The sequence below is a fragment of the Bacillus sp. ISO11 genome, from assembly GCF_003458115.1.
In the GTDB taxonomy this organism is placed as follows: Bacteria; Bacillota; Bacilli; order Bacillales; family Bacillaceae_G; genus Bacillus_A; species Bacillus_A cereus.
The window spans coordinates 1-17145 of the sequence record NZ_QXCO01000019.1 but is presented as its reverse complement, the minus strand read 5'-3'; the positions used below and the strand labels follow the sequence as shown (position 1 = coordinate 17145).

The following is a 17145-nucleotide window of genomic DNA, read 5'->3' as shown; positions in this document are numbered from 1 at the left end:
ATATTATGCAAGACATTGATACGATTTATTCTATACCTAACATCTAATACAAATGTATTCCCTTATATTCTTTTACTCTATACAAAAGTAACGCCATACATTAATAAAAATCTTTAAATTTACCTATTAAAAAAATTACTATCTCAACTTCACCTTTGATCTTCCCCATAAAAGGACTTTCACTAAATAACGAATATGTATTTGAATCGATCATTACTCATTATTTAATTGGTTATCTTCAGTTTCAATGCACTTTATAATATTATTGATTCCATATGAAATAACTATTAACATCCAAAATCCATTTTTATAAAATACACTTTCTGTTAATCCTACTATCATATATACAAAAATCGAAAAGGATAAAAATTTAGAAATAACATGATTTTTAAAACCACCTAATTTTTTAGCGACTAATATCAAGATTATCACAAAAAAGAAAATACCAAGAATCCCAGAATACATAAGAATTTCAAGTAATCCATTATGTGCCTCATATAAATTAATAAAATGCTGATTGATAATATTATTCCCTCTTCCAAAACCTATAAGATAGGAATCGCCAATGATATTTAATATTAGGTCCCACACATACGTTCTTCCAGTAAATGTTAAGTCTTTATGCAAAACATTTATAATAAAATCTCCAAATAATAGTTCTTGCAATCTAAAAACTATTATGGTAAAGAAGAGTATAAAATAAATAAAGAGATACGCCTTTAAAGATGGAGAGTACCTTTTGTGAACTATTAGGAATAAAGCTGCTAATATCGCCACGACGATTCCTGTCCCGCTTGCTGACAAATAGATAGATGTAATGCTTATTAAAATCACGATAAGAGGGAATATTTTCAGTTTTTTATACATAATATAAGAGTAAATAAATATTATCGGTATTGCCGGTAATACCGTCATAGTAATTGCATTTTTTCCTCCGAGCAAATACACTGGGAATCCATTATCATCAATGGTAATTCCATTAGTCAACATTGTCAGGAAATTAAAAATAACAATAACTGAAAATAAGTAGTACATTCCTCTAAAAAATTCTTTAGGTTCTTTCAAAGCATGAGAAATGTAAATACAAAAAGATATAAAAATCACTATGGTAAATGCAATCCCATTAGTTAAGTTTTCATTAATAACCGCAGAAAATAGAATCAACATCATATAAAACACTATTAGCAAATTCAAAATAGTTATGCGCTTAAATACCAAACAAAAGGCCACTAATACCATTACTACTTTCCACAGAAAAACAAAAATATTAATATGTTCTAAATTAAAATAATAAATATTCAGATGGGGTAAAATCAAAAAAATAGCAACCCATCTATTTGAGATATTCATACATAATCCTCCACCGTCAATCCATTACTGAAGTTGATTTTTAATTGACTCTCAAATTCCACTTTTTCTTTATCGGAAAATCCACCAAAAAATTTCATACTATAAGTTGATTTGTGTTGAAAAATTCTTCAGTAATACTAACCATGTGTCCTTTTTCTTTTAAACTTACAAAATAATAACAATAATATACCACAACTTTTAGTCTCTACTAAATAAATCCCTAGTATAGACTTTTCCCTCTACTTCACGTAAATCATCAGTTAATCTATTAGCCACAATTATATTACTTACCTTCTTAAATTCTTCAAAGTCATTAATCACCTGAGAATTATAAAATGTCTCTTCACGAAGAGCTGGTTCATATACAACAACTTCAATTCCTTTTGCTTTAATTCGTTTCATAATTCCCTGAATAGCTGATTGCCTAAAATTATCTGAATCCATTTTCATAGTTAATCTATAAATACCTACAACTTTAGGATTTCTCTTTATAATCATTTCTGCGATATGGTCTTTTCTTGTTCTGTTTGCATCAACAATTGCTGTCATTATATTATTAGGGACGTCTGCATAATTGGCTAAGAGTTGTTTCGTATCTTTAGGCAAACAGTAGCCACCGTAACCAAAGGATGGATTATTATAGTTATCACCAATTCTTGGATCAAGCCCTATACCATCAATAATTTGTTTTGTATTTAGTCCTCTTACTTCCGCATACGAATCCAATTCATTAAAAAAGGCAACCCTCATAGCTAAATATGTATTAGCAAATAATTTAATTGCTTCAGCTTCCGTCGAATTTGTAAATAGCACTGAAATATCTTTTTTAAGCGCACCTTGAACTAATAGTTCAGCAAATACTTTTGCTCTATCAGTTTTTTCCCCTACAATTATCCGTGACGGATGTAGGTTATCGTATAAAGCTTTACCTTCTCTTAAAAACTCTGGTGAAAAAATAATATTATTTGTTTCAAACTTCTCTTTTATTTTCTCCACATAGCCTACTGGTACTGTTGATTTTATTACCATTATCGCTTCTGGGTTAATAGACAAAACATTAGCAATTACTGCTTCCACAGTTCTTGTATTAAAATAATTTTTATCTGGGTCATAATTCGTTGGTGTTGCAATAATAACATACTCTGCATCCTTAAATGCCTTATAATTATCAGTAGTAGCTATTAAATTAAGTTCTCTTGTTGCTAGAAACTCTTCAATTTCATTATCTATAATAGGAGATTTTCTATTATTAATCATATCCACTTTTTCTTGAAGAATATCTAGAGCTATTACTTCATTATGTTGAGCTAGTAAGATTGCATTAGATAAGCCTACATAGCCTGTTCCTGCTATTGTGATTTTCATTTATTCAAGACACATCCTTACCTATTAATATTCTCTATCCATTTTTCTTCACTTAGTACTAAATGTGCGAGTTGCTCATTTGGAACATTATATTTATCCCAATATCTAAAATTCTCTAGAAATTCTATTTGTTTTTTTTCAAATCGATACTTAATAACTTTAGCAGGGTTTCCTACGGCAATAGCATATGGAGGAATATCTTTAGTTACAACTGCCCCAGCTCCTATAATCGCGCCATTCCCTATAGACACCCCCCTCATTATAATTGCTTGCGCCCCAATCCAAACATCATTACCAATCAGTGTTTGGTTATTTAATTCCTCAAAACTTCTAGAAATACTTAAAACATTATTATCTGAATAAAGAAATGGCGAGGTGCTTATATGTCTAATTGGATGATTAGGCAACCCTATCATACAATTATAACTAATAGAACAAAACTTTCCGATATTTGAATTGAATACTATAGAGTTATCGTTTATATAGGAGTACTCATCTATAGAAACATTTTCTCCAATTATTACACCTTTATTGATTCTAGCTCCCTTAGATATTTTAAGCTTACTATCTACTTGAAACGATTTAATAATTGCTGACCTATGTTTATAATTCAGAAATATAAATCTCATTAAAACCTTAATCTGTTTTATCATTTTTTTCTCCTACAAAAACTATATAATGTATAATTATAAAAATAAAACAATTTATATTTATAATTCGGAGCTACTTGCAATAACATTTTATAATATGCTTTAGCCCCCTTAGGGCTTTTTTTAAATAAACTATTATTACCAATGGAAGTTAATCCACCATGTTTATATTCATGGACTTGTAATGACTCATTTGACACTAAAATATCGTAATTAAGCGCCATTTTAAATAGGAGAACTCCCTCTGTAACAAACTTTTCCCCCTCATATTCAGGAAATTTATATTTTTTTAATATGCTACTTCTAAATATCCAGAGTTTATCCCCTCTTACCTTATACTTATAGGTTAAGTCAATTAAATTAAATATAGAATTATTTTTTGGGAAAGGTGTTCCTATAACTTTTCCCTTTTCATCCACACATAGAAAACATAACGCCATTACTTTATCACTTAAATGAGATAATTCCTCTATCTTTTCTAGTGCATATTCTTTCAGGTAATCGTCTGAATCTACACAAACAAGAAATTCCCCTTTAGATTCTTCAATTGCCCTATTAAAAGCACGATGCTTTCCTCCATTATTTTGGCGGATATACCTAATAGGAAAAACATTTTCTTTCTTAAAACTATCAACTATTCGCTCTGTTTGATCTGTTGATCCATCATCGATAATCAACCATTCAAAATTTTGTAACGTTTGAGCTTTTAAAGAGTTATATAATATCTCTAAATCTTTTTCCCTATTATAAGTTGGAGTAAAAATAGTATATTTCATTTTCTTTCCTCTCTAACCCTAATTTTCACGAACCAAATTACTGTACAATAAATAATTAACTTTTTTTCACGATTTATTACTTCAAATTATGATTTAGTTGATTTTAGTAGCTTAAATAGAATCATTAAAATATCATTAAAAATATAAATTACAACCACAGCCAAAAGTAACAGGAAAATAATTAAATATATTCCCTCGAAATAATAAAATACAAGGGTTGATACAATTAAAGATGCTAGTCCCCCTAGTAAAGTAGGCACTTCTAAGCTAATATCATATTGTTTTTTTAATTTCGTTGTTATTATTAAACTATTAACCAAAAAGGCTATTGAAAGAGAAAGTGTCGCTCCTATTAAACCAAATGTATCAGTTAATAGACCTAATCCAACAATATTAATAACTGCACTAATTACAGTAGGCATTAATAATTTACTTGAATCCTTCTCTGCTAAAAATAAAGTACTTGCAAAACTTGCATATGAATTAATTAAGACTCCTATAAACGTGATAGGAATAATTATTAGTGCCTCATAATACTGTTCCGCAACCATGTATGGGAATATAATCTTAATAATAATTAATGAAATTGATCCTATATACAAAATAACTTTTAATATGTAATTTAAGCTATTTTTATAATATCCCTTTTTATCTTTTTCTTTCCCCATTGAATATGACATTTCATACCACGCTAACTGAAAAGAATTAACTATTAATACTATTACACTAGATAAACGGTTAGTAATCCCATATAACCCATTTTCATACATCCCCAACTTATTACTAATTACAAGTCTAATCAGCCCACTTAAAAGCCAATATGATACAGTTGCTAAACAAAGTGGCAATGAAAAAAGAATAAGCTTTTTCATTAAAGAAAAAGAAATTGTACTTATTTTGAAATACCTCGCTAATTTTACCTTTTTTTCCAATACGATAATTTGTAGCAATGTACCAACTATATAGGATATATATAAGGCTTCAATTCCCATATCATATAATACTATTAAAATTATATTACCCATGATACTAACAATACTATTTATTAAACCTGTTGCCACTAATAAGGTATTTTTTGAAAAACTTCTAGCCACAAAACTATAGTAATATTGAAAAGCATATAGCATCCCTTGAGAAAAAATTAAATATTTATAGCTGATATCATAGTTAATTGAATTAACTACAACAAAGAACAATACGGTATACACAACTAATCCAAAACATTGAATTGCAATACCGTTTGAAATTACTGCATACTTATCTCTTGTTTTTTCATAGTCAAAAGTAAAGCGAAAGATACTATCCCAAACTTGGAAAAATACAATCGGAATTATTAAATTAATCAAAGAAATAGTCAGATCATAATATCCAAAATCTTCAGGATTAATTTTTAAAGTATATAGTGGCAATAAGAAAAGACCAATTAACTTGGTCAATGTATTTCCTATAAAAAATATCCCGGATGTCCTTATAAATTGTTTCAAATAATTCATTTATGATCCCATTCCTTCTAATCTAGTTATTAGGATTAAAATACCTTACTAATAACTCGTTAAATATTGCTTTAAGAACCCTCTACAAACTTAGGCTCTAATATATAAGCGACCTTTTGTTTAAGGCTCTAAATCTAATATTTTTTCACTATCACTTGTCCAATTTTGTTTATCGTTTCTCTCTGGATCCAAAATCTATAGCTATTCTAACTTTTTAGTATCTCCATCATTCGATTAGCTGCAAACTTTACAGATGTCTCTTCTTTATCTATACCATTCACCAATCGTTGATTATTAGTATCTATCAATAACCTTTTAATTTTACTCGCAATTTCATTAACATCCTGGTTATCATATATAATATCATTAGACTCTAACGTTGGGATTATTGATTTGGCCCCCGTTTCTTTAGATAATAGCAAATCACATCCATTAACAAGCGCCTCTATAGGAGCTAATCCAAAGGTCTCGAAACTACTATTCTGCACAAATAATTTTGCCCTTTGATAATATAAAGGCATTTCACTATGTGGTACTTTAGAAAAATATTTAACAAAAGGGAAGGAAAGGATCTCTTCGAGATCCTTTCCTTCATTACCTATAACAATAAGATTAATCGATTTTTTTTCTTGTTGATTAAGTAACTCAATAGCTTTACAAACTGATTTAATTTTTTTTCTTGGCATCCCCCCGCCGACTGCTAGTAAAGTATTCGCTTCCCTTTCTACAAATTTTTCTTTACTAATAAAAATCGTATCCCAGTCAATGCCGTTATTCACATAATTTAACTTGTTTTTGTGTTGAGGATAATTGTTCTCCATCCAATGCATAAAATATTTAGAAACACAAATTATTTTTGGGGCCATTTCTAATACCTTATTTTCAATATCGACTCCTCTTTGATTATACTCATCATTTATTTTCCCTTCAATATCACGACATCCATGCATTAAATAGGCCGATTTAACCCCAAACAGTTTTGCAATTCTAAATCCTATAATGTTTATTTTTGACATACCCGAAAATAGAACTGCATCCACTTTTCTAGTTTTAAAAAAAAGATTCACTACCCTTTTAATTTTTGATTGCTCCTGTAAAAAAATTGTATTCTCAGGTAAATGCTCTCTTAATGCTTTATTAACATTTGCCGGTCCTGTATTACCAATAAGATCTCCTACGAATAATAATCTCAACTCATCTCTCTCCCAAACTTCTTTTATACCCTTTATGACCGTTTAACATTTCTTTAATCGCTTGTAGTAGGGTCATCTTGGATTTATATTTTTTATAATGTCTGAATGCAAATTGTAAGATAAGTACGGTCGCCCATCTGTTTGATAAGGCACTAAAAATTGCGCCCCGGTCATAAAAATATTTTTTGTTAAATCCTGTAAACCAAGAAGATTCACCAATATATAAATCGGCAATCTTAATTGGTTCATATTTAATTTTCAATCCCTTTTTTAAACATTCATATAAAAATATATTTTCTTCTCCCATCCTATAAATGGAACCCGCTCCAAATTGCTCATTAAATTGAATGTTTGCTTTTTTAATTTTTTCGATTCTAAATGCAATTTCGACAGAAGAAGTTTTTAAGGAACTAAGATATCCTAATCTTTTACTTTGATTTTCATATGTTTTGAATGATTTGTTAATTCCTTCCACCTGGAATCTAATAATATCATAATCTGGATTTTCATCGAATGTCTTCTGGATTAATTCACTATAATTATCAACATATATTAGATCATCATCCGCTAATAAAACAATACCTTCATCCTGCGAATTAGATATTGCCTTATTGCGACTTTTACTTAATCCTACATCCTCACTGCACACATAAGTTAATTTATGACTTTGTACACATAAAGCTTCTTGTTTTTCATACCCACACTGATTTACTATTACTGCATCCGATGATATATTCATCTTCTCAAACAAATCAACAGGATTTGATCTATTCATTGTAGAAACTAATACCTGAACACACATATTTTCACACCCTAAACTAGATAAATAAAATACTCACTTTATTCCAATAACATATATCCTACAATTGAAAACTTTATCTATCTTGTACTCTCAGCTTTTTCCCAAAACGGTTTTGCTTTTCCAGTTAATATATTATAGACACCGAACCATTGTGCAATTATCGTTACACAATAATAATAAGTTAATGTTACATACTTATTGTTCGTCTTAGTTATTACTTTTATTAGCGCCATGAAATAAAATAGCATTTGTCCAATAAATGTAATTAAATAAAACCAAGATTCTGTTACCAATAATGCATTGGATATTAGTACTATAAGATGTGCAATCCATAGTAAATACCTGCATGTTCTATGTCCAAAATAAAAATAAGAGAACCATTTATACTTAAATATATTCAGTATCCTTACATCTGGTAAAATATGTTTCAAAATAATTCGGTTCATTCTTACTTTGCGACCAAATTCATCTTCAATAACCTCACCAGCTTTTTCACAAGCAATCGCATCATGATTCGCAATCGCCCTTTTCCCTTGAAGTGCATACAATGGTGGCATTGCACTATCGTGACATTGTATTGGATTAAAGTCATAATAATCCTTAGTTCTACATGCATATAAAGCCCCATTACCAGCTGTTATAGTTTGCATTCGTCCTTCAATTTCACGCATTACCATGTCGCTATCCCAATAACTCGCTTCAGCATTACTTACATCACTAGACCCTTGATTAACAATCATTAATCTTCCCGAAACATATGCAATTTCTTCTGACGTAAATGCTGCCATAAGTTCTTTAACAGCTTTTTTATCCATCATAGAGTTTGCATCGGTCATAACTAAATACTCTGTTTTCACATTTTTTTGTGCTTCGTTTTGTGCATTTGTTTTCCCTTTTCGAGCTTTCACTTCATAAATTCTTATTTTTCTATCTCGATTTTCTTTAATAAACTCCCTAACAATTTCATTAGTTTTGTCTGTACTATTATCAGAAGCTATTAAGAATTCGATTTTATCTTTAGGATAGTCTAACTCTAAAATATTATTAAGTTTATCTAAAATTACTTTTTCCTCATTATGAGCAACTACCATAACAGTTACTGTCGGCTCATGAGAGTAATTCTTTTCCAGATTTCGATTCTTATATAACCTTCCAATTAATTTTAATGATATAGGATAACCAACCATCGCCCAAACTATAATAAATCCACTTATATAAAATAGATATTTGTATAACAGCTCCATTTACCTTCTCCCTTAATTGTTCTATTCGTCCATCCTTTTTGCGGGAACCCCTACATACGTTCCCACTTCGGCTATATCTCTAATTACTACAGCTCCCGCACCTATTTTACAATCATTAGTAATATTAATGTTATTGATTACTACACTCCCAATACCTAACCACGTACCCGATCCAACCCTTACCGTACCAGCTAAATGCGCACCTGGTGATATATGAACATAGTCATCAATTTTATTGTCATGATCTATTGTAGAAGCAGTATTAATAATGCATCCTTTTCCAATTTTGGTACAACAGTTAATAACAGCACCTGCCATAACTACAGTTCCTGCTCCTAAATAAACTTGTTCTCCAATAATTGCACTTGGATGAATTAAGACTGGTATAATTGCTCCTAAATCCTCAAGTTCTTCCTGGACCTTTTTGCGTACAACATTATTCCCAATGCCAACAAAGATGTCATAATCCTCTATGTATTTCGAAACACTTGTGGATTTATCAATTATTTCTATCCCCATTGAAATTTTTACATTCTCACTATTATCAAGAAAAGCTATATATTCCCATTTTTTCATCCTTAATGCAATGTCAGCTATAACCTTTCCATGACCACCAGCACCTATTATAAGAAGTTTTGTGTTCATAACTCTACGCTTCCTTTACTATCCCCTTTAAATGGCTCCATAGTAGCTGCCGTTTGAGAATTAATCCCTTCTCTAATGAAGACCTTCTTAATAGTTAAGAGAATAATTTTCCAGTCCATAATAAAATTCATATTGTCCACATACTCAATATCATAATTAAATTTCTCTTCCCAACTAATAGCATTGCGGCCATTAACTTGTGCTAACCCTGACAAACCAGGCCTAACTTCATGGCGACGCTTTTGATGTTCATTATATAGTGGTAAGTACTGAACTAATAAGGGCCTTGGTCCTATAATTGACATATCACCTTTAAGGATATTAAATAAACCTGGTAACTCATCAAGTGATGTTGAACGTAAAAAATTCCCGAACTTAGTAAGCCTTACGCTATCAGGTAGTAACTCACCATTTTCATTTTTTTCATCTGTCATTGTTCTAAATTTATACATTTTAAAAATAGTTCCATTTAATCCTGGTCTCTCTTGTTTAAATAATACCGGACTACCCAATCTTGTTTTTACAAGAAAAGCCACTATAAGGAATACTGGACTAAGCATTATAATAGCAATTAAAGACAGTATAAAATCCATCGGCCTTTTTATAAACCTACCATAGATGCCAACTTTAGAACTCCTCATTATGCTATCCACAACCCTTTAATAATTTTCACAACTTTTTCTAGATCTGCTTCTGTCATCTTCGTATCGCTTGGTAAACATATACCATTCTCAAAAAGTTTTTCTGATACATCTGTACCAATAAAATCATATTTCTCAAAGAACGGCTGCATATGCATTGGCTTCCAAACTGGTCTAGATTCAATATTTTCTTTTTCAAGGGCTTCCATCACATCTATTGGACGGATCTTACCGTTTAGTGTCATAGAACTTAGCCAATAGTTTGGTTCATTCCACTTATTACTAGGCATAAATTCAATTCCTTCAAGATTTCCTAATTCTCTCTTATAAAAATCAAATATGTATCTTTTCTTTTGAACCCTTTGATCTAATACTTTAAGTTGCCCTCTACCAATTCCCGCAACTACATTACTCATGCGATAGTTAAAACCTAATTCACTATGCTGATAGTGTCTTGCTTGGTCTCTACTTTGAGTAGCCCAAAATCTCACCTTTGAAACTCTTTCCTCATCATTAGAAACAAGCATACCGCCACCAGAAGTAGTAATAATTTTATTACCATTAAAAGAAAAAATACCATAATCTCCAAAACTACCCGTATGTTTACCTTTATAATAAGTTCCCAAAGATTCCGCAGCATCTTCAATTAAAGTAACATCGTATTTTTTACAAAGTTCAACAATCTTATCCATATCCGCAGACAGCCCATAAAGGTGAACCACGATAACCGCCTTTACATTGGTATACTTTTTAAAAGCCTCTTCCAATGCTTTAGGACACATATTCCAAGTTTCATAATCACTATCTATGAAAACAGGAGTAGCATTTTGATAAATGATTGGATTTGCTGTAGCTGAGAATGTAAGTGTTTGGCAAAAAACAACATCACCTTCTCCTACTCCAGCTGCTTTTAATGCCATATGAATTGCAGCTGTTCCAGAAGATAGTGCTGCCGCTGCATTAGATCCTACTTTCATAGCTAATTCTCTTTCAAATCCATTTACATTTTCCCCAAGTGGCGCAATCCAATTTGTATCGAAAGCTTCCTTCACATAATGCATTTCATAACCTTCGTCACTCATATGTGGCGATGAAAGAAATATTCTGTCTCCCATTTTTAAAACTTCCTTCCCTTGAATTAATTTTTAATATTTACTTTATTATTTGCAATATCTAATAGTCGTTCTCTTATTTCTTCTTTACTAATTCCTTCAAAGTCATTCATAAACTGCCTTAAAATCCCTTGATCAATTAAAACAGCTTTTCCTATATGAATTTTAGGGAAAATTTGTTCGGGATGAATTTCACCTTCATTTAATAACTCTTCATACATTTTTTCACCTGGTCTTAATCCAGTAAATTCAATTCCAATTTCTTCAATAGAAAAACCTGAAAGAGTAATTAAATTTTTAGCTAAATCTACAATCTTTACTGGGGCCCCCATATCTAGCACGAACAATTCTCCCCCCCTAGCCAGTGTGCCTGCCTGAATAACTAATCTTGAAGCTTCTGGTATTGTCATAAAGTAACGAATCATATCAGGGTGAGTAACTGTTACAGGTCCACCCTTTTGAATTTGTTTCTTAAATAGAGGAATTACACTTCCCCTACTTCCAAGAACATTACCAAATCTAACCGCAACAAAACGTGTACCAGTACTAACCGATGCCATATGCTGCACAATCATTTCTGCAAATCGTTTTGTAGCTCCCATTACATTTGTTGGATTTACAGCTTTATCTGTAGAAACCATTACAAACGTATTCACTTTAAACGTATCTGCCGCTTCAGCTACATTTTTCGTACCAAAAATGTTATTTTTCACAGCTTCTTCTGGATTACGCTCCATTAAAGGAACATGCTTATGTGCAGCCGCATGGTATACAATATACGGTTGATGCTTTTTCATTATTTCAAAGATTTTATGACGATCTTGAATATCAGCAATTTCTGTTGTAATTTCAACTGTATCTTTATAGGTAACTCTCATTTCCATTTCAATATTATAAATGCTGTTTTCACCATGCCCTAAAAGGACAATTTTAGCTGGTTTGTATTTCATCACTTGACGACAAATTTCTGATCCAATTGATCCACCAGCACCTGTTACTAAAATCGTTTTACCTGTAATCTTCTCTCCAATTCCTGCATCATCTAGCTTTATTGGTTCTCTACCTAATAAATCTTCCACTTGTACATCACGGAATTCATTAACAGAGAGTTTTCCATCTAAAAGATCTTCAAGCATCGGTACAATTTGTGTTTTCGCCTTCGTTTTTCTACACTTCTCAAAAATCTCGTTTATTTGACCTCTATTTAATGAAGGGATGGCGATAATAATATGTTCTATATCATTATCTTCTACAATTTCTTGAATATGATTTGTCGTACCAACAACTGGCACATTATAAATTTCTAATTTTTGCTTATTTTTATCATCATCAACAAATGCAATTGGATATAAATCTGCTTCTTTATTATGTTGCAATTGACGTACTACCATTGTTCCTGCTGAACCAGCACCAATAATTAATGTTCGTTTTTTATCAGTAGCTTTAGTAATATACGTATCACGGAACATGCGCCATACGAAGCGAGAACCACCAATTAATAATAAATGCAACATCCATGCGATTGCTAAAATTCGAACATAAATATCGTGATTAATAATTTGTTGAACAATTGCCGTTACTAAAATTGATAACGTAATTGCTTTAAATATTTGTTTTAATTCTCCAATACTTGCATATTCCCATGCCTTGTTGTACAACTTGTAAATAGCTGCAAAAACATGATGACTACACAATAATGTAATAGAACTAATAATTACTGTCATAGGAATTTTGTTTAATACATTGGGATGTATAAACCAATAACTTAAATATACGGCAGTTAATACGATAAATGAATCTAATAAAATCAATAATGAGAGCCGTCTTCGATAACTCAATATACCTATTCCCTTCTTTATATAATTCTTATCTTATTAATAATAAAAAAGGACATTCTCCTATGAATGTACCTCTTCCTTTTTTACAAGTTCCTTCATATACCTCATTAACTCTACATTTAATTCTTCATTTTGTAGCGCCATCTCAATCGTCGTCTTAATAAATCCAAACTTTTCCCCAACATCGTAACGCGTACCTTCAAAATCATAAGCAAATACACGTTGAACTTCATTTAATCGTTGAATTGCGTCTGTCAATTGAATTTCCCCGCCAGCACCTGTTTGTTGATTTTCAAGGAACATAAAGATTTCTGGTGTTAATACGTAACGTCCCATAATTGCTAAATTTGATGGTGCCGTTCCTTGAGCTGGTTTTTCCACAAATTGACGCACTTGATAACGGCGATCATTCTGTTCAAGCGGATCGATAATACCGTAACGATGCGTTTCATTTTCTGGTACTGTTTGTACACCAATAACTGACGACTGTGTACCTTCATATTGATCCATTAATTGACGTAAACATGGCGTTTCTGCTTGAACAATATCATCACCAAGTAATACTGCAAACGGCTCATTTCCAATAAACTTACGCGCACACCACACTGCGTGTCCTAGCCCTTTTGGTTCTTTTTGTCTTATGTAATGAATATTAATTTTAGAAGAAGCTTGTACTTTTTCTAGCATCTCATGCTTCCCTTTTTCTAGTAAGCTTTGCTCTAATTCAAAGGAATGATCAAAATGATCTTCAATGGCGCGTTTTCCTTTTCCAGTAACAATAATAATATCTTCAATTCCTGATTCTATCGCTTCTTCTACTATGTATTGAATTGTTGGTTTATCAACGATAGGTAACATTTCTTTCGGCATCGCTTTCGTTGCTGGTAAAAATCTTGTTCCCAGACCAGCTGCTGGAATAATTGCTTTCCTTACTTTTTTCAAATCTAGTACCCCCAAAATTAAATTATTATATCTATATGTATCAATAACAAAAACCCTACCTATAGAGTCAAGTTTATAACTCCATAGGTAGAGTTTCTATTACAAATAAATTATGGGCATCTAACCCATCCTCACGTCATACTCCCGACGACAAGCGTCTAAGGTAGGTTCGAAATAAAAATTTCTACCCACAGCACGACCGAGTGCCCCCGTTGATAACGGTTAGGAGACATCACCAATTTTTATTTAAAAAATACCGAACAATTTTTTACGGCGAATTTGTTCTGGATCTTCTTTGTAAATTGCCTTCCCGCTAATTAATAAGTAAGGATTTTCTTTCAAATCACTCATAACACTCGTTCCAAATTCTTTCTCAATTAATTCATAGCTTTCCGCTAAATGAAATCCTCTTGAAGTTGTGTTATGTGCATCTGAAGCGACCATGTGTGTTAAATTATGTTCCACAAGCTGTAGTGAGAATTTTTTAATTTTTTTGCCAAACTTCCCAAGTAAACTACCTGCCGTTACTTGCGTTAATGCCCCTTTATTTACAAGGTTATATAACTTATCTGGCCGCTCGATTAACTCGGCATTACGTTCCGGATGAACGATAATTGGAATCATTCCCTTAACGCGTAGTTCATATAATAGTTGTTCGGCATAACGTGGTACGTGATTAGATGGAAATTCAATGAATATGTATTTATTTGTTTCGTTTAAAGTAACAATTTTACCAGCTTCATAGTCTTCTAATAAATCCCCATATAATCTGACCTCTTGTCCCGGTAAAATAGTAAGTGGAATATTATGTTGTTGTAGTTCATCATTTAGTTGTTTTACGTGATGAATAATTGAGGTACGTTCATTTACATATTTTCCATTTTGATGGTGCGGTGTTGCAACAATGGTATGTATTCCTTCTGAAACGGCTTGTTGTGCCATCGCTAAACTATCTGTTACTGTCTGTGCACCGTCATCGATACCAGGTAAAATGTGACAATGTAAATCTATCATTTGTTTCATCCTCCCTCTCTCCTATAAAGATCTTTTTTCCCTTGAATATGAGATATCACTCATATTCAAGGGAAAAAAGGAGATATGTTTCAACCATATCTCACTCTTTTAATTAGTTTGCACCGTAATAATAATATAAGCCTTCTTCACGTTCACGGTCGTTTAGAACGACACCTAACAATTTACCTTTTGCAGACTCCAATAGTCCTTTTGCTTTTACTGCCGTTTCTTTTTCTGTTGATTCACTACGAACAACAAGAATAGAAGCATCACATACATTTGCCATAATTTGCGCATCTGTTACAGCTAAAATTGGCGGCATATCAAAAATAACTAGATCGTACATGCTGTATGCTTGTCCAAGAAGTTCTTTCATTGATTTCGAACCTAATAATTCGGCCGGGTTTGGTGGGATTGGACCACATGCTAAAAAGTGTAGATTTTCTACAGATGTCGTTTGTACACATTTTTCTAAACGTTCACTATTTGTTAGTACGTTCGTAAGTCCAAAAATGTTATCTACTTGGAACATTTGATGCATTGCTGGTTTACGCATATCTGCATCAATTAATAATACTTTTTTTCCTTGCTGAGCAAACACAACTGCCATATTCGCTGTCGTTGTCGTTTTCCCTTCACTTGGATTCGCAGACGTGACCATTAATGAATGTAAATTCGTATCAATAGCTGCAAATTCAATATTCGTTCGAATATTACGATATTGTTCTGAAATTGGTGATTTCGGTTGTTGATGAGCAATTAATTGACGACGTTGACGATGATTCTTTTTCTTTTTAAATAAATTAAGAGCCAATTGTTTGTCCCCTCACTTTTCTTGATGATGGAGCGTGTGATTTCACGTTCATTGTTTCTTCATCCATACGAGCTACAATTCCTAATACTGGTAAGCCAAGTAAGTTCTCTACATCTTCTTCTTTTTTAACCGTGTTATCTAAGTATTCTAATAAGAATGCAAGACCAAATGAAGCCATTAAACCAACAACGAAAGCGATTGCCACATTTAACATTGGAAGTGGTTTAATCGGAGATTGATTTTCTGCAACTTCTGCTTTAGATAATACCGTTACGTTATCAACATTCATAATTTTTGCAACTTCACCTTTAAATACATCTGCAGTTGCATTGGCAATATCACGAGCTAATTTGGGATCCTTATCCTCAGCTGTTACAGAGATTACTTGTGAATCCTTTTCATTCGCAACATTAATCTTTCCTGTTAGCGCTTGAGCTGTCATATTTAAATTTAATTTTTCATTTACTTGATCTAAGATTACTGGACTTTTAATAATAACCTTATATGTATTCGTTAATTGAATATTCGTTTGAACTTCACCGGCTTGGAACATTGCCCCTTCTTGCTTCTTCTGATTAACGAGAATTTGCGTCGAAGATTGATAGATTGGTGTCATGAAGAAAAAGCTAATGATAGCACTTACAATAGCTGCACCAAAGGCAATTACGAGGATCATTGCTAAACGTTTTTTTAAGATATGAAATAACTCTTTTAGACTAATTGTTTCTTCCATAGGTTCCTCCAACTTTCTAAAATTTACACATAGGAAAAATTATAACATATAAATCTTACATTTTTTATTTTTAATAATTCAGTTCTATATTTGTTCACAAGAAACAAGTTTAATCTTACAAAATAATCTTAAATATGACAACACATTCCAATCATTTTCCAAATTATTTATCATATCATGTTTTTTATGCTATGTAACTTGAGAAATAAATTTCAAAATGAGAAAAAAGCCAACAAGTATTTAATCTGTACGCTTTGTAAAGGACATTTTGAAAAAAGTTAGGCAACATCAAGAAGATGATTTCTGTATCCAACAGGAGTCATCTTTTTTAAATTCCATTGATATCTATAATGATTGTAATACGTCATATATTTCTTAATCTCTTGTTTCAATTCATTTAAGGACGCGCAAGGTTTTATATGAGCTTCATCTTTCAGATGACCAAAAAATGATTCTTGTGGGGCGTTATCCCAACAGTTTCCTCTTCTTGACATGGATTGTCCAAGGTTTAGCTTTTTAACTAGCTTTTGATA

General features: G+C 31.7%; 17 protein-coding genes. All 17 read right to left on the bottom strand.

Translation table 11 applies throughout. The features are described from left to right. Positions 1-213: 213 nt before the first annotated feature. Positions 214-1350, bottom strand: a complete 1137-nt coding sequence (locus tag D1166_RS19310) for an O-antigen ligase family protein (RefSeq protein WP_098436596.1) — start codon at positions 1348-1350, stop codon at positions 214-216. A 198-nt stretch (positions 1351-1548) separates the two neighbouring features. Continuing rightward, entirely contained in the window at positions 1549-2715 is a 1167-nt protein-coding gene (locus D1166_RS19305) for a nucleotide sugar dehydrogenase (RefSeq protein WP_098431887.1), read from the bottom strand. Between the two features lie 17 nt (positions 2716-2732). Further along, positions 2733-3368: a CatB-related O-acetyltransferase gene (locus D1166_RS19300; RefSeq protein WP_086398028.1), complete on the bottom strand. Its 636-nt coding sequence runs from the start codon at positions 3366-3368 to the stop codon at positions 2733-2735. Beyond that, entirely contained in the window at positions 3365-4141 is a 777-nt protein-coding gene (locus D1166_RS19295) for a glycosyltransferase family 2 protein (protein ID WP_098431886.1), read from the bottom strand. Before D1166_RS19295 ends, D1166_RS19300 begins: the two co-directional genes overlap by 4 nt. 86 nt (positions 4142-4227) lie before the next feature. Beyond that, on the bottom strand, positions 4228-5634 hold the full coding sequence (locus D1166_RS19290) for a lipopolysaccharide biosynthesis protein (RefSeq protein ID WP_098431885.1): 1407 nt from the start codon (positions 5632-5634) through the stop codon (positions 4228-4230). A 206-nt stretch (positions 5635-5840) separates the two neighbouring features. Further along, on the bottom strand, positions 5841-6827 hold the full coding sequence (locus tag D1166_RS19285) for a glycosyltransferase family 4 protein (RefSeq protein WP_098431884.1): 987 nt from the start codon (positions 6825-6827) through the stop codon (positions 5841-5843). A 1-nt stretch (position 6828) separates the two neighbouring features. Then, positions 6829-7602, bottom strand: coding sequence for a glycosyltransferase family A protein (locus tag D1166_RS19280; protein ID WP_229145219.1), 774 nt, complete (start codon positions 7600-7602; stop codon positions 6829-6831). 104 nt (positions 7603-7706) lie between these two features. Next, positions 7707-8873, bottom strand: a complete 1167-nt coding sequence (locus tag D1166_RS19275) for a glycosyltransferase family 2 protein (protein WP_098431883.1) — start codon at positions 8871-8873, stop codon at positions 7707-7709. 21 nt (positions 8874-8894) lie between these two features. Beyond that, the gene (locus tag D1166_RS19270; protein ID WP_098431882.1) at positions 8895-9518 is read right to left on the bottom strand and encodes an acetyltransferase; all 624 of its coding nucleotides are present in this window, start codon (positions 9516-9518) and stop codon (positions 8895-8897) included. Continuing rightward, positions 9515-10159: a sugar transferase gene (locus tag D1166_RS19265; RefSeq protein ID WP_098431881.1), complete on the bottom strand. Its 645-nt coding sequence runs from the start codon at positions 10157-10159 to the stop codon at positions 9515-9517. Before D1166_RS19265 ends, D1166_RS19270 begins: the two co-directional genes overlap by 4 nt. Beyond that, positions 10159-11274: a DegT/DnrJ/EryC1/StrS family aminotransferase gene (locus tag D1166_RS19260; protein ID WP_118043386.1), complete on the bottom strand. Its 1116-nt coding sequence runs from the start codon at positions 11272-11274 to the stop codon at positions 10159-10161. The genes D1166_RS19265 and D1166_RS19260 overlap by 1 nt, the downstream gene beginning before the upstream one ends. A gap of 23 nt (positions 11275-11297) precedes the next feature. Continuing rightward, positions 11298-13109, bottom strand: coding sequence for a polysaccharide biosynthesis protein (locus tag D1166_RS19255; RefSeq protein ID WP_118043385.1), 1812 nt, complete (start codon positions 13107-13109; stop codon positions 11298-11300). Positions 13110-13169: 60 nt separating this feature from the next. Beyond that, entirely contained in the window at positions 13170-14051 is an 882-nt protein-coding gene (bpsC, locus tag D1166_RS19250; protein WP_098431879.1) for a UTP--glucose-1-phosphate uridylyltransferase BpsC, read from the bottom strand. 246 nt (positions 14052-14297) lie between these two features. Then, on the bottom strand, positions 14298-15065 hold the full coding sequence (locus tag D1166_RS19245; protein WP_098436606.1) for a tyrosine-protein phosphatase: 768 nt from the start codon (positions 15063-15065) through the stop codon (positions 14298-14300). A gap of 112 nt (positions 15066-15177) precedes the next feature. After that, a complete protein-coding gene (locus tag D1166_RS19240; RefSeq protein WP_086398019.1) occupies positions 15178-15879 on the bottom strand; it encodes a CpsD/CapB family tyrosine-protein kinase in 702 nt (233 codons plus the stop codon). After that, positions 15869-16612 carry a YveK family protein gene (locus tag D1166_RS19235; RefSeq protein ID WP_098431878.1) on the bottom strand — a complete coding sequence of 248 codons (744 nt, stop codon included), beginning with the start codon at positions 16610-16612 and terminating at the stop codon, positions 15869-15871. Before D1166_RS19235 ends, D1166_RS19240 begins: the two co-directional genes overlap by 11 nt. A gap of 278 nt (positions 16613-16890) precedes the next feature. Further along, the coding region (locus D1166_RS19230) for an IS3 family transposase (RefSeq protein WP_165851667.1) at positions 16891-17145 on the bottom strand (255 nt) is incomplete at its 5' end.